Below are 19,730 nucleotides of genomic sequence, written 5' to 3'. Positions count from 1 at the left end.
TCTCGCGCCCGACAATATCACGCTGGCCGTCGCGCATCATCATGGCGCGGGCGAGCGATGGTCGTTCGTGGCCCGAGTTGATAAGAACAAGCCATGGCCGACAGGATCTATCTCGACTGGAATGCGACGACCCCGCTGCGACCGCAAGCGCGCGCGGCGATTCTCGCCGCCATGGATCTGGTCGGCAATCCCTCGTCGGTTCACGCCGAAGGCCGCAAGGCGCGGCGGCTGACCGAGGAGGCCCGCGAGGTGATCGCCCGGGGGCTCGGCACCGTCGCGCGCCGCGTGGTGTTCACTTCCGGCGGAACCGAGGCCAATGTGCTCGCCTTGAGCCCAGGCCTGCGCGCGCCGGCCGGCCCGGTCGAGCGGCTGCTGGTGTCGGCGGTCGAGCATGCCTCGGTGCTGGCCGGCGGCCGGTTCGCGCCATCAGTAGTGCAGACGATCCCGGTCGACCCCTCCGGCGTGGTCGATCTCGGCCGCCTGAAAGCCCTGCTGGCCGGAGGACCGCCGGCGCTGGTATCCGTCATGGCCGCCAACAACGAGACCGGGGTGCTTCAACCGGCTTCGAAAGTTGCTGAGATCGTGCACCAGGCGGGCGGCCTGCTGCAGGTCGACGCGGTCCAGGCATTTGGGAAAATACCCCTCGATATCAAAGAGATGGGCGCAGACCTTATGACCATCTCTGCGCACAAGATCGGCGGACCCAAGGGCGTCGGCGCGCTGGTTCTGGGCGCTGGTGTGGAGGAGCCGATTCCGGTTCTCCGCGGTGGCGGCCAGGAGCGCGGTCGCCGGGCTGGAACCGAAAACGTGGCCGGAATTGCCGGATTTGGCGCCGCGGTCGGTGCTGCCCTGGCTGAGCTCGAGGTCGACCTGCCTCGGATCACGGCGCTGCGCGACCGGCTGGAAACGGGCCTTCGTCAGACCGCTGGCGTGACGGTATTTTCCTCCGATGCGGCGCGGCTTCCGAACACGACGCTGTTCACGGCGCCGGGGCTGAAGGCCGAGACGGCCGTGATCGGGTTCGATCTCGAAGGAATCGCGGTGTCTTCCGGCTCGGCCTGCTCGTCCGGCAAGGTCCAGCCCTCCCATGTCCTGGAAGCGATGGGCGCCAGTTCCGCAGCGGCCCAGGGAGCGGTGCGCCTCAGTCTGGGCTGGTCCACGACGGAGGCGGACGTCGATCGCGGCGTGCAGGCTTGGCGAAAGCTGTCATTGACCCTACTTAAAGGTGGCGACGAAACCGTGCTTGAGCGATTCTAAGGGCGTGATTTCGTCGAGGAAACGTCGTAAGACGGTTCCAGAACGTGTCCACCGCGGTCCTTGAAACCGCGAGCGGAGGATTGAATGCCAGCCGTACAAGAGACGGTCGACCGCGTCAGGCGGATCGACGTCGACCAATATCGCTATGGGTTCGAGACCGTCATCGAATCCGAGAAGGCTCCGAAGGGGCTTTCCGAAGACACCGTCCGCTTCATCTCGGGCAAGAAGAACGAGCCCGCCTGGATGCTCGAATGGCGCCTTGAGGCCTATCGCCGGTGGCTGACCATGACCGAGCCGACCTGGGCGCGCGTCGACTATCCGAAAATCGATTTCCAGGATCTCTACTACTACTCGGCGCCGAAGCCGAAGAAGCAGCTCTCCTCGATCGACGAGATCGATCCGGAGATCCTGAAGACCTATGAGAAGCTCGGCATTCCCTTGCGCGAGGTCGCGATCCTCGAAGGCGTCGAGCCCGTGCCCGGCGCGGGCAGCCCCGAGACGCGCAAGATCGCGGTCGACGCCGTGTTCGATTCGGTGTCGGTGGCGACCACGTTCAAGGAGGAGCTGAGGAAGGCCGGCGTGATCTTCATGCCGATCTCGGAGGCGATCCGCGAGCATCCCGAGCTCGTGCAGAAATATCTCGGCAGCGTGGTGCCGACGTCCGACAATTTCTACGCGACGCTGAACTCGGCGGTGTTCTCAGACGGTTCGTTCGTCTACGTGCCGCCGGGCGTGCGCTGCCCGATGGAGCTGTCGACCTATTTCCGCATCAACGAGCGCAACACCGGCCAGTTCGAGCGCACGCTGATCATCGCCGACAAGGGCGCCTACGTAAGCTACCTCGAAGGCTGCACGGCGCCGCAGCGCGACGAGAACCAGCTGCATGCCGCCGTGGTCGAGCTGATCGCGCATGACGACGCCGAGATCAAGTACTCGACGGTGCAGAACTGGTATCCGGGCAATTCGGAAGGCAAGGGCGGCATCTACAATTTCGTCACCAAGCGTGGCGACTGCCGCGGCGACAATTCCAAGATCTCCTGGACCCAGGTCGAGACGGGATCGGCGATCACCTGGAAATATCCGAGCTGCATCCTGCGCGGCGACAATTCGCGCGGTGAGTTCTATTCGATCGCGATCTCGAACGGCTATCAGCAGGTCGATAGCGGCACCAAGATGATCCATCTCGGCAAGAACACGACCAGCCGGATCATCTCCAAGGGCATCGCCGCAGGCCGCTCGCAGAACACCTATCGCGGTCTCGTCACGGCGCATCGCAAAGCCACCGGCGCGCGCAACTTCACCGCCTGCGATTCGCTGCTGATCGGCGACAAATGCGGCGCGCATACCGTGCCGTATATCGAGGCCAAGAATTCCTCGGCCACCTTCGAGCACGAGGCGACCACGTCCAAGATCTCCGAGGACGTGCTGTTCTACTGCATCCAGCGCGGTCTTTCGCAGGAGGAGGCGGTCGGGCTCGTCGTCAACGGCTTCGTCAAGGACGTGCTGCAGCAGCTCCCGATGGAGTTCGCGGTCGAGGCGCAGAAGCTGATCTCGATCAGCCTCGAAGGTTCGGTCGGCTGAGGCCACAATGCAGCGGGGCCGCGGCGCGGCCCGCTCGTGCTGACATCGATATCATACGCCCTCGGACCCGATGGAATCGGTGGCGCCAGGGCAAGCGTTGAGCGGAAACAGATCATGGCACTACTCGAAATCAACAACCTGCAGGTCCGCGTCGAGGAGCGCGAGATTCTCCACGGCCTGACGCTGTCGATCGACGCCGGCAAGGTGCACGCGATCATGGGGCCGAACGGCTCCGGCAAGTCGACGCTGTCCCACGTCATCGCCGGCAAGCCGGGCTATGAGGTGACCGGCGGCGAGATCCTGTTCAAGGGCGAGGATCTGCTCGCCATGGCGCCGGACGAGCGTGCCGCCAAGGGCGTGTTCCTCGCGTTCCAGTATCCGGTCGAGATCCCCGGCGTCGCCACCATGACTTTCCTGCGCACCGCGCTGAATGCGCAGCGCAAGGCGCGCGGCGAGGAGGAGTATTCGACGCCGGACTTCCTCAGGAAGGTGCGCGAGATCTCGAAATCGCTCAGCATTCCGCAGGACATGCTCAAGCGCGGCGTCAATGTCGGCTTTTCCGGCGGCGAGAAGAAGCGCAACGAGGTGCTGCAGATGGCCCTGTTTCAGCCGTCGCTCTGCATCCTCGACGAGATGGATTCCGGCCTCGACATCGACGCGCTGCGCATCGCCGCCGACGGCGTCAACGCGCTGCGCTCGCCGGAGCGCTCGATGATCGTGATCACCCACTATCAGCGGCTGCTGAACTACATCGTCCCCGACGTCGTTCATGTGATGTCGAAGGGCCGCGTCGTGAAGAGCGGCGGCAAGGAGCTCGCGCTCGAGCTGGAGGCGTCCGGTTACGCCCAGTTCGAAGACGCGGCCTGAGCCTCGCGTGAATGGATCTGTGATGAACGTAGCTTTGGTCAAGAACGACAGCGGTCCGGCGGCGAGCAGCTTGCTCTCTGCCGCTTGGGGCCGTCTGCCCGGCACCGGCAAGGTGGCCGATATCCGGCGCGAAGCCTTCTCGGCTTTCGAGCGCACAGGCCTGCCGCACCGTCGTATCGAGGAATGGAAGTACACCGATCTGCGTGCGCTGATGCGCGAGGTGCTGCCGCTGGCAGGCGCGCCGGATGCGGCGGCGCTGGCGCGGGCTAAGGCCGTGCTGGCTTCTGTTGCCGTCGACGGTGCTCGGAAGCTGGTGCTGGTCGACGGCGTGTTCGTGGCGGAGCTCTCGGATATCTCGGCCTTCGAGGATGGTGTCAAGGTTCGCACGCTTCGCGAGGCGCTGCAGAGCGCCGGCAGCGAGCGGCTGCTGGAGACGACTGTCAACGATGCGATGGTCCTGTTGAACGGGGCGCTTGCGACCGACGGAGTCCTGATCTCCGTGGCGGACGGTGCAAAGCTCTCGCATCCGCTGCAGATCATTCACATCGCGACAGCATCGCAAGCATCGCGCGCCAGTCGCTCACATCTTTCGGTGGGGAACGGCGCGCAGGCCACCTTGATCGAAAGCGCGATCGCCGCCGATGGTGCCTCAGGCTATCAGGCCAATGACGCCGTGGTCGTCTCCCTCGGTGATGACGCTGCGCTGTCCACCATTCGCCTGATGCGCGATGGCAGCGATGCTGTGAACATCACCTCAGCCAGGTACGAGGTCGGTGCGAGGTCGAAACTCAATCTCTTCAACATGACGACAGGCGGCGCCGTCAGTCGTCTGCAGGGCTTCATTACTCTCAAGGGCGAAGGCAGCGAGCTGATCATCAACGGCGTGAACCTGCTGCGTGACAAGCAGCATGGCGATCTGACGCTCGTCGTCGACCATGCGGTGCCGGGCTGCACCAGCCGCGAAAACTTCCGCGCGGTGCTCGACGATCGCGCTCATTCCGTGTTCCAGGGCCGCATCATCGTCCGCCCCCACGCGCAGAAGACCGACGGCAAGATGATGACCCGTGCGCTGCTGCTGTCCGACGAGGCCGAGGCCGACTCGAAACCGGAACTCGAGATCTTCGCCGACGACGTCTCCTGCGGCCACGGCGCCACCGCCGGCGCGCTCGACGACAGCCTGTTGTTCTATTTGCAGGCCCGCGGCCTGCCGGAGAAGCAGGCCCAGGCGCTGCTGATCCAGGCCTTCGTCGGCGAGGCGATCGAAGCGATCGAGGACGATTCCTTGCGCGAGCGCGTCATTGCTGCCGCCCAGGACTGGATGGAGGCGCGCGCATGAGCACGCATCCCGCCGTCTCCAACGGATCCTACGACGTCGCCCGCATCCGCGAGGATTTTCCTGCGTTGGCGCTGCAGGTCTACGGCAAGAAGCTCGTCTATCTCGACAACGCGGCGTCGGCGCAGAAGCCGCGCGCGGTGCTCGATCGCATGACGCAGGCCTACACCAGCGAATACGCCAACGTGCATCGTGGCCTGCACTATCTCGCCAACGCCGCGACCGAGGCCTATGAGGGCGGCCGCGAGCGGGTCACGCGCTTTCTCAATGCACGGCGCAGCGAGGAGATCATCTTCACCCGCAACGCGACCGAGGCGATCAATCTCGTGGCGTCGTCGTGGGGCGGACCGAACATCGGCGAGGGCGACGAGATCGTGCTCTCGATCATGGAGCACCATTCCAACATCGTGCCCTGGCACTTCTTGCGCGAGCGCCAGGGCGCGGTGATCAAGTGGGCTCCGGTCGACGACGACGGCAATTTCCTGATCGACGAGTTCGAGAAGCTGCTCACGCCGAAAACCAAGCTGGTCGCTATCACCCAGATGTCGAACATGCTCGGCACGCTGGTCCCGGTGAAGGAGGTCGTGCGCATTGCGCATGCGCGCGGCATTCCGGTGCTGGTCGATGGCAGCCAGGCCGCCGTGCATCTCGCCATCGACGTCCAGGACATCGACTGCGACTTCTACGTCTTCACCGGCCACAAGCTGTACGGGCCGACCGGCATCGGCGTGCTCTACGCCAAGTACGACCACCTCGTTGCCATGCGCCCCTACAATGGCGGCGGCGAGATGATCCGCGAGGTTGCGCGCGACTGGGTCACTTATGGCGATCCGCCGCACAAGTTCGAGGCGGGCACCCCGATGATCGTCGAGGCGGTCGGGCTCGGCGCCGCGATCGATTACGTCAACTCGGTCGGCAAGGAGCGCATCGCCGCGCATGAGCACGACCTGCTCACCTATGCCCAGGATCGGCTGCGCGAGATCAACTCGCTGCGGCTGATCGGCACCGCCAAGGGCAAGGGCCCTGTGATCTCGTTCGAGATGAAGGGGGCGCATGCCCATGACATCGCGACCGTGATCGATCGGCAGGGTGTCGCGGTGCGTGCGGGCACGCACTGCGTGATGCCGCTTTTGGAGAGATTCAACGTCACGGCGACCTGCAGGGCCTCGTTTGGCATGTACAATACGAGGGAAGAGGTCGATCAGCTTGCACAGGCATTGATCAAGGCGCGGGAATTGTTTGCATGACCGACACGGCCGACGTCAAAACTCAGTCCGTCGAAACGCATTCGGCGCTGCCGCCGGAGGAGACCGAGCGGCTCTCCAGCGAGATCATCGCGGCGCTGAAGACGGTGTTCGATCCGGAGATCCCGGCCGACATCTACGAGCTCGGCCTGATCTACAAGGTCGACATCAAGGACGACCGCAGCGTCGACGTCATGATGACGCTGACGACGCCGAACTGTCCGGCGGCGGGCGAGCTGCCGACCATGGTGGAGAACGCGATTGCGAGCGTGCCGGGTGTCGGCGTCGTCAACGTCAGCATCGTCTGGGAGCCGCAATGGACGCCGGACCGGATGAGCGACGAGGCCCGGCTCGTCCTGAACATGTGGTGAGACGAGCGGGCACGAAGTTTGAATAGTAAGGGCGGATCACATACCCCGCCGGGATGACGCCATGACCAGCACGACGAATTCGACAGCGCCTGTTGCCAAGCCCAAGCCGCGGCCCCGCCCGCAGGTGATGCGGCTCACCGATGCGGCGGCCAAGCGCATCCGTGAGCTCACCGATCGCGCCGAGTCCGAGATCATCGGATTGCGTGTCGGTGTCAAGAATGGCGGCTGCGCCGGTCAGTCCTACACGGTCGAGTATGCCCATGATATCCGGCCGACCGACGAGGTCGTCGAGGACAAGGGCGTCAAGATCCTGGTCGATCCCAAGGCCGTGCTGTTTCTGCTCGGCACCGAGATGGACTATCAGGCTGACAAGATGCAGGCCCAGTTCGTCTTCAACAATCCGAACCAGATCAGCGCCTGCGGCTGCGGCGAGTCGGTGCAGCTCAAGCCGGCCGAGGTCTGATCGTCCGCTTCCAGCCAGTGCGGCTCCGGTGCTGTCGCGTTCCGGACATTGACACGCGCCACCTTCCCGACCGAAAACTCCAGGCGAGCACGTGGGGTATTGGCGGGAGCTGGAGCGATGGACCGCGAATTCCTGATCGATCTGTTCGCCGGCTTCGGTCCGGTCACGATCCGGCGGATGTTCTCCGGCTTCGGCATCTCCGCCGACGGCATCAACTTCGCGCTTGCGCTGCGCAGCGGCCTTTATCTCCGTGCTGACGAAACCAGCTTTGCCAGATTCGAGGAGGCCGGATCCAAGCCGTTTTCCTACGAGACCCGCGCGCGGACCATGACGGTGCGGTCGTATTGGCAGGTGCCGGCACATCTGTTCGATGACACCGACGAGTTCGCGGTCTGGGCGAGAGATGCATTCGCAGCGGCCCAGAGGGCGGCCTTGAGCAAGCGGACCAGCAAGAAGCGGGCGGCGCGGGGCAACGGACTGGTCCCGACCCGGGGTGGGGCGAAGCCTGGACCAACCAGGCCGGCAGTGAAAAAGACCAAGCCGGCCAAGACGGGAAATGTGGCCAAGAGCGTTGACAAGAGCGCAGACAAGGGTCCCGCCGGTCGCAAAACACGCAGCGCGACAGTGGCGCGTGGCCGGCAGACGTCGCGCGCAGCATCATCGCGAACACGCTGATGCTCCATATGCGTCGCTGGCGACCTTGCCGTCAGGCGACCCGACCTCGCGTCGTCGTCGCGTATTCGGGATCGTTCTCGCATACCACCTTGTTGCGGCCGTTGCGCTTGGCGGCATAGAGGCAGGCGTCCGCGCGCTCGATCAGGGCGTCGGTGTCATCGCCGGCCCGCAGCACGGATACGCCGACCGAGATGGTCACACGTCCGAGAATCTCTCCCGTCGATTTCTTCTTGAGCTCCTTTGCCGTGACGGCGCGGCGGATGTGATCGGCCACCGTCAGCGCGTGCTGTAGCGAGGTGTTGGGCAGCACGACGGCGAACTCCTCGCCGCCGTAGCGCGCTGCGATATCCTGGCCCTTGATGGCGTGCTTCAGGGTCATCCCGACCAGGCGCAGCACCTGGTCTCCGGTGAGATGTCCGTAGGAATCGTTGAAGGACTTGAAGTGGTCGATGTCGAACATCAACAGCGACAGCGGCTGCTCGGTCGCGAGCCCCGACTGCACCGTCGTCTCGATCATTCGGTCGAAATATTTGCGATTGCCGAGGCCGGTGAGGGGATCGGTCAGGCTCTCGGCCCGAATGACCTCCAGGCTATGCTGCAGCCCGCTGATCTCGTCCTTGGACAGCGTCAGCCGCTCTTCGAGGATCCGGTTGGTTTCGCGCATCTGCTTGGTCGAATGGGCCAGCGCCTCGATGATGTCGACCAGTTGCTCGCGGCTGGTGGCCGACGCGAGTCGTTGATCGGCGCCCGCGAGGCTCGCATCGTAGCTCGCCGTCCTGCCGAGAGCATCGGTGAGCATGTTCACCAGGTCGTCGATCTCGCCGACGACGCGCGCGCCGACCTTGTCGATGCGATCCGACGTCTTGAGCTGCGCGAGGTAGGAGTCGTAGAGCTGATCGAGATCGGACTGCGACAGCTTGCCGTTGCGCGAAAGCGTCTCGTTGATGATCTCGTTCAGCGGTGCGTTGTAGCCCGTCGCGTAGACGTACCAGACCTCGTAATTGCGCGGATTGGCCGAATGGCGGAGCGTTCTGATCTGGCTGAGCGCGACTTCGGCGAAGCCTATCGTGCGTTCGTGTTCGTCAAGCGCATTGACCACCACAGGTTCCCCCCAATCGCCCGCGTCGCCGTCGTCGTCACAGCAATGAAATAAACAATGCCGGCCAAGCTAAAGGACGTTTGTGAACCAGGGGTAAATACGGCCGTAGAGTCCCGGATGCGCCGCGCCGTGGATACGGGAACGGCAGCTCATATGTTCAATGAGCTACATAGGATGCTGCCAGAAACTGCTGACGCGGGCTGGAACTGTTCGCTCGACGCACGCCTCGCCGAGAGCTCAGCGCTGTCGACTTAAGTCAGGTCTACGAATGCAGCGGCTGATGTTCCGGGCGACCACATGGGGGGGCAGCCCGGAATCTTGTGCCCGCGCTCAGGGAAGCGGTGCCCGCACCGGGCGAAGCAGGAAGGCGGGCAGATGTGAGTGATCGGCGGGCTCGTTGTCGTGGTCGCGCCGCGGCCGCCGCGCTTCATTGCGAGGCTGTTCGTTGCGAGGCTGTTCCTTGCGAGCGCTCGGCGCAGGCCGCGGAGAATTTGCCTGTGCGGCGCGCGGAGCTGCCGCGCGCGGCTCGCGCTCCCGCGGGGCTGGATCACGCTCGCGCGGGGCCGCATCGCGCTCCCGGGCCTTGCCGCGGCTGCCGCGACGCGCGGCGTCACGCGGACGTCGCTCACGCGTATCCTCGTCGCCCGAGGACTCCTGCACTTCGTAGTCACCCTCGATCGTCGGAATGCCCTGTCCGATCAGCTTCTCGATGGCGACCATCGACTTCTGGTCGGCCGGGGCCACGATCGAGATTGCCGTGCCGGTCCGTCCGGCGCGGCCGGTACGGCCAATGCGGTGAACGTAGTCGTCGGAATGATGCGGCACGTCGAAATTGAAGACGTGGCTGACTTCGGGAATGTCGAGGCCGCGTGCGGCGACGTCGGAGGCGACGAGCAAGGGCAGTTCGCCCTTGCGGAATTGATCGAGCGCCGCGGTGCGGGCCGACTGGTCCATGTCGCCGTGCAGGGCGCCAACACTGAAGCCGTGCTTCTGCAGCGACTTGTGAACGATGGCGACGTCGCGCTTGCGGTTGCAGAAGATGATCGCGTTGTTGAGATCCTTGGCGTTCCGCAACAGCCTGCGCAGCACCTCGCGCTTCTGATGCGCCTCGCGTCCGGACGGGACCTGCAACTGGGTCACGGTGACGGCGGTCGTGGCCGGCTTGGAGACCTCGACCTTCTGCGGGTTGTGCAGGAAGGTTTCGGTGATGCGCCGGATTTCCGGCGGCATGGTCGCGGTGAAGAACAGGGTCTGGCGGGTGAAGGGGACGAGCTTGCAGATGCGCTCGATGTCGGGGATGAAGCCCATGTCGAGCATGCGGTCGGCTTCGTCGATGACCAGAAGCTCCACGCCCGTGAGCAGCAATCCGCCGCGTTCCGTATGATCGAGCAGTCGGCCTGGCGTGGCGATCAGCACGTCGACCCCGCGGGTCAGCTTGGCGTCCTGGTCGCCGAAGGAGACGCCACCGATCAACAGGGCGACGTTGAGCTTCTGTCCGGCGCCGTAGCGATCGAAGTTCTCTTTGACCTGGGCGGCCAGCTCACGGGTCGGCTCCAGGATCAGGGTGCGCGGCATTCGGGCGCGGGCGCGGCCCTTCTCAAGGATCGTGAGCATCGGCAGGACGAAAGCGGCGGTCTTGCCGGTGCCGGTCTGGGCGATGCCGAGCACGTCGCGGCGCGCCAGCACATGAGGAATCGCCTGTTCCTGAATGGGGGTCGGGGTGGTGTAACCAGTGGCCGCAACTGCAGCCAACACCTTGTCGGACAAGCCGAGATTGGAAAAAGACATCGAGCCTCTATGTCACGCGCCGATAGGCGACGGGGCCTCTATTCGACGCCGCCGTTAGGAATCGAGGGTAAAAGGCTGTGGTCGCGCTCAACCCCGAAACGGCATGCTCTAACGAAGCTGGGGGTTTTCTGACTAACGCCGACCCGCGGTCAATCTCTCAGGAATCGGATGCGATCCGGCCGCGCTGCTCCGGAAGATAGGGGCGAATTCTGCAAAGTCAATGGAAGAGGGGAGCGAAGTACCGAAAAAGCTTAATGTTTTTGCATTATTTGCAGGCAACCTGTCGTCGAGCTGTCGTATTCGGGTGCTCCGAAGCTTCCTACGGCCGGTCGCGGAAAACGCTCTGGTCGAATTGTCGACGGAATTGCGGCGTGTGTTCGGCAGGGGGAGCAGCCGCGTGTGCCGCCGGGCATGAACCGGTGGCGCGGTGCCGTCGACTATCCGAGGGCGGCAGCCCACGCGATGAGGGCAGGGACGAACGATGAGATCGATGCGGACGTGGCTGGCGTGCGGGCTGGCGATGCTGGCAGTGGTTCTGGCGCCGGCCGCCGCGCGTGCCGAGAAGCGCGTTGCGCTCGTGATCGGCAACAACGACTACCGCTTCGTGCCGAAGCTGCAGAAGGCCGTCAACGACGCGCGGACGATGGGCGACACGCTGAAGCAACTCGGCTTCAATGTCATGGTCGCGGAGAATCTCAATCGCCAGCAGTTCAGCCAGACACTGCTGGCGTTCGACAACGCCGTCGAGCCGGGCGACACTGCGTTCTTCTTCTATGCCGGTCACGGCTTCGAAATCGCCGGTCAGAACTTCCTGTTGCCGACCGACGTGCCCGCGGCCACCGAAGGCCAGGAAGAGCTGGTACGCGACGCCTCGATCCTCGCGGACCGCGTCATCGAGCGGCTGCAGAACAAGAAGGCGCGCACCTCGATCCTGGTGTTCGACGCCTGCCGCAACAATCCGTTCGAACGCTCGGGCACGCGCGCGGTGGCGGGCGGGGGTGGCCTGGCGCCGATGACGCAGTTGCCGGAAGGCGTATTCTCAGTGTTCTCGGCCGGTCCGCGCCAGACCGCGCTCGACCGGCTCTCCAACGATGACGTCAATCCAAACTCGGTGTTCACGCGCACCTTCGCCAAGGAGCTGACGCAGCCCGGCGTCAATCTGGTGCAGGTGGCGCAACGCACCCGCCGGCTGGTCAGCGAGCTCGCCGAGACCGTGCGGCACAAGCAGATTCCGGTCTATTTCGACCAGATGGTCGACGATGTCTTTCTCAACGGCATGGCGAAGGGGCCGGCTGCAGCCGACAAGCCGGCCGAGCCGCAGCAGAAGCTGGCGGCACTGCCTCCCGTCTCGGCGCCGCGCATTCCGCCGGCGAACGAGAGCCTGAACGCACCGATTGCGATGTTCTCGCGCCACAATGGCGGCTGGACCGTCACCTTCTCGATCGCCGATCCGACGCTCGGCATTTCCTGGCGCATGGGTGAGGCAGGAGAGTTTCGCGAGACCGGCTTCATGGACGTGCTCGATCCGCGCACGCGCAAGCGCATGCCCAATCCCTCGATCCAGCTGCCGTCGGATGCGCCCGCGGGCACCATCCAGGTCCGCTATGTCGATGCATCGGGCGAGATGCAGGGACCGTTCCCGATCCGCTTCGAGCCGGAGGCCGCGCTGGTGCATGACCAGCGCAAGATCCTCGACATGACCGCGACGAGCTGGCTGTCGTTCCGCGAGTTCAACGGTCTCCTGGTCTACTACACGCACCTGATGTCGTATCGCTGCGCCATCCGCGAGGTCCGCATCGGCATCGACACGGCGGTGCCGGACAAGGTCCTCAACATGCCCGGCTGCGACATGCGCGATCCCATTGCGATTCCCTCCAACGCCACGCCCTATTTGAAGCTGCCGCCAGCGACGAAGTTCGTCTCGGTGGAGTTGACCTATCGCGACGGCAGCGTCTCCGAAATCAAGAGCTTTCGACGCTGAGACCTCGGCTAGGCCATGATCGAATAGCCACCATCGACGGGAATGGCTGTGCCGGTGACGAAGTCCGAGGCCGGCGAGCTCAAGAACGTCGCGATGCCGGCGAAGTCGTCGATGTCGCCCCACCGTGCCGCGGGCGTGCGCGCCAGCACGCGGTCGTGCAGGCCGTCGATCTGGCTGCGCGCCGCGCGCGTCAGGTCGGTGTCGATCCAGCCCGGCAAGATCGCGTTGACCTGGATGTTGTCGGGCGCCCAGGCGCAGGCACAGGCGCGCGTGTACTGCACGATGCCGCCCTTGCTGGCCGCATAGGCCGGCGCGAAGCTGGCGCCGAAGATCGACAGCATCGAGCCGATGTTGATGATCTTGCCGCCGCCGTTCGCCTTGAGGGCCGGGTAGGCGGCCTTCGAGCACAGGAACGCGCTGGTGAGATTGGTGTCGATCACCTGCTGCCACTCCTCCAGCTCGAGCACGTGCGGCGGCTTGCGGATGCTCATGCCGGCATTGTTGATGAGGATGTCGATGCGACCGAGCTCGCTGGTCACGCGCGCGACCATGGCGGCGACGTCGTCCTTGTCGCTGACGTCGGCTGTGACGGCGATGGCACGGCCGCCGCGACCGGCGAGATCAGCCACCGCCGCCCGTGACTTGGTTTCGTTGCGGCCGACCACGGCAATGTCGGCGCCGGCATCGGCAAGCCCGCGCGCCATCCCCAAGCCGATTCCGCCGTTGCCTCCCGTCACGATCGCAACCTTGCCACTCAGGTCGAAACGGCCCGCCATGTCGTGTCTCCATGTCGTTGTTGTCAGACGTCAGCAGGTGCCCTGCCAGATCATCACCAGGCCGAGTGCACCCATGCCGACGCCATAGCCGGCCCATTGCAGCTGGTTGATCATGAAGCTCGTCCGCGGCCATGCCACCACCCCGGTGCCCTGACCGACCCAGAGCAGGCCGATGGCGAGCAGAAGCAGGCCGCCGATCATCAGGAATTTCCGCATGACCATGTCCTCCCTCGTCGACCGCGTCACAGCATCGGAAACGCTGCTGCCGTCTTTTTTGTGAAGTTTTGTGACGAGGAGGCTAGCGGCCGGCGCGGCAGATGACCAGCGGCTCCAGCCGCCAATATCCGAGCCAAAAACAAAAAGCCCCGGATCAACCGGGGCTTTTCGCAGATTTATCGAAGACCGAGTGCGGTCTGCTCAGTACTTGACGGCCGGGCCGGTCCAGTTGAAGCGATAGACCAGCGAGGTGCTGATGGTCTGCACCCACGGCTTGAAGCTGACCGAGTCGGTCGTTGCGAGGTTGCCGACGTCGGTGCGGACCGCGACGTCCTTGCGGTCGTAATAGGCAGCGCGATATTCGGTCTTCATGAACCAGCCCGGCGCCGAGATGCCGAAGATGTTCAGGTTGTTCTCGACGCCGCCGCCGACGAACCAGCCATTGCGGTTGAACGAGTCGGTGTGGAAACCGGAGGCCGCGCCGGTGAGGGTGGTCAGGCCGGTGCCCGACCAGTGCGAACCGGAGTAGCCCGCGTTGACGTATGACAGCACGTTCGGCGCAACCAGGTAACCGACGCGGGCGCCAGCGGCCCAGGCGGTTTCCATCTTGATGCGGCCGGTCAGGGCAGCGAACTGATCCTGCAAGGTGCCACGCAGGCTGCCGAACTGGCCATCAGCGAACACGCCGAAGACCCAGGTCGGATTGACCTGCCAGTCATAGCCTGCACCGACCGTGCCGAGGAAGCCGTCGCCGCCGACGCGCTGATCGATCGTCACCGGCACGCCGTTGAAGTTGGTGTGCGAGTCGGCATCCCAGATACCGCCGCCGGCGCCACCGAAGATGTAGAAGCCGGTCCAGCTCGGCGCCACCGGCATCATCGGAGCCTTCACGTAGGGGCGAGCCGCCAGATCAGCAGCTGAGGCGGCACCCGTGATCGCAACCAGCGCAGTGGCAGCAAGCAAAAACTTCTTCATATCCAATTCCCCAAGATCGTCGTGTCGCAGGTGCCGGGTTGCGGCGGCGATTCCCTCGCCAGATGTGCCCGAACTATAGCCGATTGGTGCCCAAAAGCTGTTGCAGGTTGAGCACACCGGAGGGGAAAGTGCGCTGCGGGATGCTCGGGATTCTCGTAACCCTCTGATTGGAAAGGTCGATTGCAGGCTCGCGCGAGCTAATGGAACCTGCAATCGAGGAGTGAAATCGGGTCAAAAGCTAGACGTCGAGCAGCTCGTCGCTGGCGAATTCGGCCTTTTCCGAAATGAAGGCGAAGCGGGCCTCTGCCTTGGTCCCCATCAGCCGCTCGACCGAGTCGGCGGTGCCGTCGCGATCCTCGGCCAGCAGAACCACGCGCAGCAGGGTGCGCTTGGCCGGATCCATGGTGGTTTCCTTGAGCTGGGCCGGCATCATCTCGCCGAGACCTTTGAAGCGGCCGATCTCGACCTTGGCGTTGGCATTGAACTCGCGCTTCAGGAGCTCGTCCCGATGGGCATCGTCGCGCGCGTAGAACGTCTTGCTGCCATGGGTGAGCCGGTAGAGCGGCGGCACGGCGAGGTAGAGATGCCCCTCGTCGATCAGCGGCCGCATCTGCCGGTAGAAGAAGGTAATCAGCAGCGAGGCGATGTGGGCGCCGTCGACGTCGGCATCGGTCATGATGATGATGCGCTGGTAGCGCAGATCCTCCTCGCGATACGACGTGCCGGTGCCGGCGCCGATCGCCATCACGAGATCGGCGAGCTGGGCGTTGGCGGTCAGCTTGTCCTTGCCGGCGGAGGCGACGTTGAGGATCTTGCCGCGCAGCGGCAGCACCGCCTGCTTCTTGCGGTCGCGCGCCTGCTTGGCGCTGCCGCCGGCCGAATCGCCCTCGACGATGAACAGCTCGGAGCCTTCGGTGCCGGCGTCGGTGCAGTCGGCTAGCTTGCCGGGCAGGCGCAGCTTCTTGGTCGCGGTCTTGCGCGCCGTCTCCTTCTCCTGCCGGCGGCGGATGCGTTCCTCGGCGCGCTCGATGACGAAATCGAGCAGCCGGTTGGCCTGCACCGGATTGCCGGACAGCCAGTGGTCGAACGGGTCCTTGACGGCCTGCTCGACGATGCGCTGGGCCTCTGCCGTGGCGAGGCGGTCCTTGGTCTGGCCCTGGAATTCCGGCTCGCGCACGAACACCGAGAGCATGATGGCGGCGCCCGCCATGATGTCCTCGGAGGTGATGTTGGCCGATCGCTTGCCCTGGCCGACGCGCTCGGCGTGGTCCTTCAGGCCGCGCAGAAGCGCGCTGCGGATGCCGGATTCGTGCGTGCCGCCGTCCGGCGTCGGAATCGTGTTGCAGTAGGAGGACAGGAAGCCGTCGGCATCGGCGGTCCAGGCGACCGCCCATTCGCAGCCGCCATGGCCACCGGTGCGGCCCGACTTGCCGGCGAAGATATCCGGATGGACCAGCGTGTCGGCATGGATCGCTGCGGCCAGGTAGTCCTTCAGACCGCCGGGGAAATGGAACGTCGCCTCGGCCTGGACGTCCTCGATGCCCTTCAGCAGCGACGGATCGCACTTCCAGCGGATCTCGACGCCGCCGAACAGATAGGCTTTCGAGCGCGCCATCTTGAACAGGCGCTGCGGCTTGAACGTCGCCTTGGCGCCGAAGATGGTCGGGTCGGGTTGGAAACGCACCCGTGTGCCGCGCCGGTTGGCGACCTTGCCGACCTCCTCGAGCTTGCCCTTGGGATGTCCGCGTTCGAACACCATGCGGTAGAGCTTCTGGTTGCGAGCGACCTCGACCTCGAGCCGGGTCGACAGCGCGTTCACCACGGAGATGCCGACGCCGTGCAGGCCGCCCGAGGTCTCGTAGACCTTGGAGTCGAACTTGCCGCCCGCGTGCAGCGTGCACATGATGATTTCGAGCGCCGACTTCTTCGGAAACTTGGGATGGGGATCGATAGGAATGCCGCGGCCGTTGTCGGTCACGGTGAGGAAGCCTTCGGCGTCGAGCTCGACCTCGATGAAGGTGGCGTGGCCGGCCAGCGCCTCGTCCATCGAGTTGTCGATGACCTCGGCAAACAGGTGGTGCAGCGCCTTTTCGTCGGTGCCGCCGATATACATGCCGGGGCGGCGCCGCACCGGCTCCAGGCCCTCGAGGACCTCGATGTCACGGGCAGTGTAATCGCCCTCGGCACTCGCCGAGCGGGCGGCTGGCTTGGCCGGAGCCTTGCCCTTGGCGGCGAACGCCGCCAACGGGTCCGTGACGCCCTTGGCCTTGGCTTTTGCAGCTGATTTCAACGGCTTACCCATGGAATCTGATGTTGCGTGTGCGCAAGATGGAACGAATCGTTGGGCCTGACTATGCCATGGACCGGCATAAAACAATGACCCCGGGAAACAACGACGTTCACCGGCCCGCCACGTCTTGACCGGTTCCGAACGCCGGATCGCCGCTGTTCACGCGGTTCAGCCGGTTGTTGTGACTTGAAGTGGGCGGGTTCGGTGGCGTACCAGTCTGCGCCATGGAACCGCGAAGGCCTTCAAGCACTTAAGCGCCGCGGAGCAGAAAGGCGTCGAGCAGATGGAAGATTTTGGCCGCGCGGTTGCCGACTTCGTGCGCGACCATCAGGCCTGGGCTGCTCCGATCGTCCTGCTGCTTGCCTTTGGCGAGTCCCTGGCCTTCGTCTCGCTCCTGATTCCCGCCTGGGGCGCCCTGGTCGCGATCGGCGCCCTGATCGGCGCCACCGGGATCAGCTTCTGGCCGATATGGCTGGCCGGGGGCATCGGCGCCGCGCTCGGCGACTGGGTCTCCTACTGGTTCGGCTACCGCTACAAGGACCGCGTCGCCCAGATGTGGCCGCTGTCGCGCTACCCGGAGCTGCTGCCGCGCGGCGAGGCCTTCGTGCGCGATTGGGGCGTGCCGAGCATCTTCATCGGCCGGTTCTTTGGCCCGTTGCGCGCATCGGTGCCGCTGGCGGCGGGCATTTTCGAGATGCCCTACATGGTGTTCCAGATCGCCAACTTCGTGTCGGCGCTGGTGTGGTCGGCGGTGCTGCTGCTGTTCGGCGACATCATCGGGCGCATCATGGAATGGCTGTGGCATGCGGTCTGACGCCAGCCCTGAACGCGCCGGGCCGACTTGCGAGCTTGACGCAGGAACCCGGCAGCCTTATAGGCCTGCCCCCATGATCAACGCAGCGACCCACATGATCGCCGAAATGCGCCGTCGTACCTCCGCGGTACGGGCGATGATCTGCGTCTAGATCACAGCCCCTGCCGCCGGATCCGATCCCGCGGCAGACTTTCTCCTTGCAGCGCGATTGATCAGGCGGCTCCTTCGTCCAGCAGGAGTTTCCGATGTACACGCCACCGCCCTTCAAGCCCGATCGCGCCGCGAGCCTCGGCTTCGCTGACGCGCGCGGCTTCGGCATGGTCTGCGCGTGGGACGGCACAAAGCCGATCGCGTCACCGGTGCCGTTTCACCTGGGCGCCTTGAACGATGGCACGCCGCAGGCGTTCTTCCATGTCGCGCGCGGCAATCCGCTGGCAAGGATCGCCGACGGTACGACGCCCTGGCTGTTGGCCGTCAGCGGCGCCGATGCTTACGTCTCCGCCGATTGGTATGTGTCGCCCGACCAGGTGCCGACCTGGCTCTATCAGGCCGTGCATCTGACCGGTACGGCGCGGATCTTGTCGGAGGCCGAGCTCGCGCGGCAGACTTATGAGGTCAGTGCGAAGTTCGAGCAGCGGCTGCTGCCGAAGAAGCCCTGGACCTCGGACAAGATGACGGCGGGACGCCTCGAGGCGATGCGCAAGGCGATTGTGGGCATCGTCATGACGATCGATCAGGTCGAAGGCAGCTTCAAGCTCAACCAGCACAAGTCCGAGGCCGACTACGCGACGATCGCGACGAGGCTCGGCGAGCAGCCCGACATTGGCTCGCAACAGATTTCCTCTCTCATGCGGCAGGCGCGGCCCCAGGCCTTTGCCGGCGAAACCCAGACCTAAGGAGCGTGTCATGACCGTGATCGACAGCAACGTGCCGAAAGCTCACGCCGCCTCCGGGACTGCGACACGCGCCGTGTTCGTCGACGGCGGCTCGGGAACGACCGGCCTGGGAATCGCCGAGCGTCTCCGGCACCAGCCGGACATCGTCGTGAAGACGATCGCCGAGGACAAGCGCAAGGATCCGGCGGCCAAGCGGGCGCTGATGGCCGAGGTCGATCTCGTCATCCTTTGCCTGCCGGACGATGCGGCCAAGGAGACGGTGGCGCTGATCGACGGCATGGGCAGCTCTGCGCCGAAGGTGCTGGACGCGTCGACCGCATACCGGGTCGCGCCGGACTGGGCCTATGGCTTTCCCGAGCTCGCCGCCGACCAGGCCGACAAGATCCGGAATGCGCGCAAGGTCTCCAATCCCGGCTGCTATCCCACCGGCGGCATCGCGCTGCTGCGGCCGCTGGTCGATGCCCGACTGATGCCGCAGGACTATCCGGTCACGGTGAACGCGGTGAGCGGCTATTCCGGCGGCGGCAAGACGATGATCGCGGCCTTTGAGAATGGCACCGCGCCGAACTTCGAGCTGTACGGTCTCGGCCTCGAGCACAAGCATCTGCCTGAGCTGCAGCTCTATTCGCGGCTGACCCGGCGGCCGATCTTCATTCCCTCCGTCGGCAACTACCGGCAGGGCATGCTGGTCTCCGTGCCGCTGCAACTCGACACACTGCCGGGCAAGCCGTCAGGCTCGGACCTGCAGGCGGCCCTGACGAAGCATTATGCCGGCAGCAAATACGTCTCGGTGATGCCGCTCGATGGCGCGGCGGCCAAGAGCGGCCGGCTCGAGCCGGAGGCGCTGAACGAGACGAACAAGCTCGAGCTCTACGTCTTCGCCAGCGACCAGCATCACCAGGCGGTGCTGGTGGCGCGGCTCGACAATCTCGGCAAGGGCGCCTCGGGCGCGGCCGTGCAGAACATGCGGCTGATGCTCGGACTGCCCGATCTCGGGAGCTGAGACCGATCTGGATCGTCCGGCCGCAGACGCGCCGGCACGATCGGCAACATCATGCGAGGTCGGCGCGCCGCCGGCATCGCGTGCAATGACGCACGCTGAGG

At 64.9% G+C, this 19,730-nt stretch carries 18 protein-coding genes; 12 read left to right on the top strand and 6 right to left on the bottom strand.

Annotated elements, in window-relative coordinates; all coding sequences use genetic code 11:
- The first annotated feature begins 93 nt into the window (after positions 1-93).
- From QX094_RS27465 to QX094_RS27430, 8 genes are all read left to right on the top strand, one after another.
- A complete protein-coding gene (locus QX094_RS27465; RefSeq protein ID WP_315712156.1) occupies positions 94-1,257 on the top strand; it encodes a cysteine desulfurase family protein in 1,164 nt (387 codons plus the stop codon).
- Positions 1,258-1,341: 84 nt separating this feature from the next.
- Positions 1,342-2,838: a Fe-S cluster assembly protein SufB gene (gene sufB / locus QX094_RS27460; protein WP_315712155.1), complete on the top strand. Its 1,497-nt coding sequence runs from the start codon at positions 1,342-1,344 to the stop codon at positions 2,836-2,838.
- 114 nt (positions 2,839-2,952) lie between these two features.
- On the top strand, positions 2,953-3,705 hold the full coding sequence (sufC, locus tag QX094_RS27455; protein ID WP_315712154.1) for a Fe-S cluster assembly ATPase SufC: 753 nt from the start codon (positions 2,953-2,955) through the stop codon (positions 3,703-3,705).
- A 22-nt stretch (positions 3,706-3,727) separates the two neighbouring features.
- Positions 3,728-5,041 carry a Fe-S cluster assembly protein SufD gene (gene sufD, locus QX094_RS27450; RefSeq protein WP_315712153.1) on the top strand — a complete coding sequence of 438 codons (1,314 nt, stop codon included), beginning with the start codon at positions 3,728-3,730 and terminating at the stop codon, positions 5,039-5,041.
- Positions 5,038-6,285: a cysteine desulfurase gene (locus QX094_RS27445; protein ID WP_315712152.1), complete on the top strand. Its 1,248-nt coding sequence runs from the start codon at positions 5,038-5,040 to the stop codon at positions 6,283-6,285. Before sufD ends, QX094_RS27445 begins: the two co-directional genes overlap by 4 nt.
- Positions 6,282-6,653 (top strand): SUF system Fe-S cluster assembly protein, encoded by a 372-nt coding sequence (locus QX094_RS27440; protein WP_315712150.1) that lies wholly within the window; start codon positions 6,282-6,284, stop codon positions 6,651-6,653. Before QX094_RS27445 ends, QX094_RS27440 begins: the two co-directional genes overlap by 4 nt.
- Positions 6,654-6,714: 61 nt before the next feature.
- Positions 6,715-7,116, top strand: coding sequence for an iron-sulfur cluster assembly accessory protein (locus QX094_RS27435; protein ID WP_315712149.1), 402 nt, complete (start codon positions 6,715-6,717; stop codon positions 7,114-7,116).
- Positions 7,117-7,233: 117 nt separating this feature from the next.
- Positions 7,234-7,791 carry a TfoX/Sxy family protein gene (locus QX094_RS27430; protein ID WP_315712148.1) on the top strand — a complete coding sequence of 186 codons (558 nt, stop codon included), beginning with the start codon at positions 7,234-7,236 and terminating at the stop codon, positions 7,789-7,791.
- A 31-nt stretch (positions 7,792-7,822) separates the two neighbouring features.
- On the opposite strand, the gene QX094_RS27425 is transcribed toward QX094_RS27430, so the two are convergent.
- A complete protein-coding gene (locus QX094_RS27425) occupies positions 7,823-8,890 on the bottom strand; it encodes a GGDEF domain-containing protein (RefSeq protein ID WP_315712147.1) in 1,068 nt (355 codons plus the stop codon).
- 330 nt (positions 8,891-9,220) lie between these two features.
- Entirely contained in the window at positions 9,221-10,678 is a 1,458-nt protein-coding gene (locus QX094_RS27420; RefSeq protein WP_315712146.1) for a DEAD/DEAH box helicase, read from the bottom strand.
- Positions 10,679-11,159: 481 nt separating this feature from the next.
- On the opposite strand from QX094_RS27420, the gene QX094_RS27415 reads away from it, so the two are divergent.
- A complete protein-coding gene (locus QX094_RS27415; protein WP_410052922.1) occupies positions 11,160-12,659 on the top strand; it encodes a caspase domain-containing protein in 1,500 nt (499 codons plus the stop codon).
- Positions 12,660-12,667: 8 nt separating this feature from the next.
- On the opposite strand, the gene QX094_RS27410 is transcribed toward QX094_RS27415, so the two are convergent.
- From QX094_RS27410 to parE, 4 genes are all read right to left on the bottom strand, one after another.
- Positions 12,668-13,435, bottom strand: coding sequence for a glucose 1-dehydrogenase (locus tag QX094_RS27410; protein ID WP_316184996.1), 768 nt, complete (start codon positions 13,433-13,435; stop codon positions 12,668-12,670).
- A 30-nt stretch (positions 13,436-13,465) separates the two neighbouring features.
- The gene (locus QX094_RS27405) at positions 13,466-13,651 is read right to left on the bottom strand and encodes a hypothetical protein (RefSeq protein WP_315712631.1); all 186 of its coding nucleotides are present in this window, start codon (positions 13,649-13,651) and stop codon (positions 13,466-13,468) included.
- 201 nt (positions 13,652-13,852) lie between these two features.
- Positions 13,853-14,626 carry a porin family protein gene (locus tag QX094_RS27400; protein ID WP_316184998.1) on the bottom strand — a complete coding sequence of 258 codons (774 nt, stop codon included), beginning with the start codon at positions 14,624-14,626 and terminating at the stop codon, positions 13,853-13,855.
- Between the two features lie 238 nt (positions 14,627-14,864).
- Positions 14,865-16,928 (bottom strand): DNA topoisomerase IV subunit B, encoded by a 2,064-nt coding sequence (gene parE / locus QX094_RS27395; RefSeq protein WP_315712143.1) that lies wholly within the window; start codon positions 16,926-16,928, stop codon positions 14,865-14,867.
- Between the two features lie 271 nt (positions 16,929-17,199).
- On the opposite strand from parE, the gene QX094_RS27390 reads away from it, so the two are divergent.
- The 3 genes from QX094_RS27390 to argC all read left to right on the top strand — a co-directional run bounded on the left by QX094_RS27390 (position 17,200) and on the right by argC (position 19,629).
- Positions 17,200-17,730, top strand: coding sequence for a DedA family protein (locus QX094_RS27390; RefSeq protein WP_315712141.1), 531 nt, complete (start codon positions 17,200-17,202; stop codon positions 17,728-17,730).
- A gap of 245 nt (positions 17,731-17,975) precedes the next feature.
- Positions 17,976-18,626: an FMN-binding negative transcriptional regulator gene (locus QX094_RS27385; RefSeq protein ID WP_316185000.1), complete on the top strand. Its 651-nt coding sequence runs from the start codon at positions 17,976-17,978 to the stop codon at positions 18,624-18,626.
- 10 nt (positions 18,627-18,636) lie between these two features.
- Positions 18,637-19,629, top strand: coding sequence for an N-acetyl-gamma-glutamyl-phosphate reductase (gene argC, locus QX094_RS27380; protein ID WP_315712138.1), 993 nt, complete (start codon positions 18,637-18,639; stop codon positions 19,627-19,629).
- Positions 19,630-19,730 lie beyond the last annotated feature (101 nt).

It is taken from the genome of Bradyrhizobium sp. SZCCHNS1050, assembly GCF_032484785.1.
Taxonomy (GTDB): Bacteria; Pseudomonadota; Alphaproteobacteria; order Rhizobiales; family Xanthobacteraceae; genus Bradyrhizobium.
This window is presented reverse-complemented; position numbering and strand designations above follow the sequence as displayed.

Bases quoted from the DNA above. Each gene is read 5' to 3' on its own strand.
- QX094_RS27430 (WP_315712148.1), top strand. From the start codon at position 7,234: ATGGACCGCGAATTCCTGATCGATCTGTTCGCCGGCTTCGGTCCGGTC.
- QX094_RS27435 (WP_315712149.1), top strand. From the start codon at position 6,715: ATGACCAGCACGACGAATTCGACAGCGCCTGTTGCCAAGCCCAAGCCG.
- QX094_RS27385 (WP_316185000.1), top strand. From the start codon at position 17,976: ATGTACACGCCACCGCCCTTCAAGCCCGATCGCGCCGCGAGCCTCGGC.
- QX094_RS27465 (WP_315712156.1), top strand. From the start codon at position 94: ATGGCCGACAGGATCTATCTCGACTGGAATGCGACGACCCCGCTGCGA.
- argC (WP_315712138.1), top strand. From the start codon at position 18,637: ATGACCGTGATCGACAGCAACGTGCCGAAAGCTCACGCCGCCTCCGGG.
- QX094_RS27415 (WP_410052922.1), top strand. From the start codon at position 11,160: ATGAGATCGATGCGGACGTGGCTGGCGTGCGGGCTGGCGATGCTGGCA.
- QX094_RS27405 (WP_315712631.1), bottom strand. From the start codon at position 13,651: ATGCGGAAATTCCTGATGATCGGCGGCCTGCTTCTGCTCGCCATCGGC.
- QX094_RS27440 (WP_315712150.1), top strand. From the start codon at position 6,282: ATGACCGACACGGCCGACGTCAAAACTCAGTCCGTCGAAACGCATTCG.
- QX094_RS27445 (WP_315712152.1), top strand. From the start codon at position 5,038: ATGAGCACGCATCCCGCCGTCTCCAACGGATCCTACGACGTCGCCCGC.
- QX094_RS27390 (WP_315712141.1), top strand. From the start codon at position 17,200: ATGGAAGATTTTGGCCGCGCGGTTGCCGACTTCGTGCGCGACCATCAG.
- parE (WP_315712143.1), bottom strand. From the start codon at position 16,928: ATGGGTAAGCCGTTGAAATCAGCTGCAAAAGCCAAGGCCAAGGGCGTC.
- sufC (WP_315712154.1), top strand. From the start codon at position 2,953: ATGGCACTACTCGAAATCAACAACCTGCAGGTCCGCGTCGAGGAGCGC.
- QX094_RS27420 (WP_315712146.1), bottom strand. From the start codon at position 10,678: ATGTCTTTTTCCAATCTCGGCTTGTCCGACAAGGTGTTGGCTGCAGTT.
- sufD (WP_315712153.1), top strand. From the start codon at position 3,728: ATGAACGTAGCTTTGGTCAAGAACGACAGCGGTCCGGCGGCGAGCAGC.
- QX094_RS27410 (WP_316184996.1), bottom strand. From the start codon at position 13,435: ATGGCGGGCCGTTTCGACCTGAGTGGCAAGGTTGCGATCGTGACGGGA.
- sufB (WP_315712155.1), top strand. From the start codon at position 1,342: ATGCCAGCCGTACAAGAGACGGTCGACCGCGTCAGGCGGATCGACGTC.
- QX094_RS27400 (WP_316184998.1), bottom strand. From the start codon at position 14,626: ATGAAGAAGTTTTTGCTTGCTGCCACTGCGCTGGTTGCGATCACGGGT.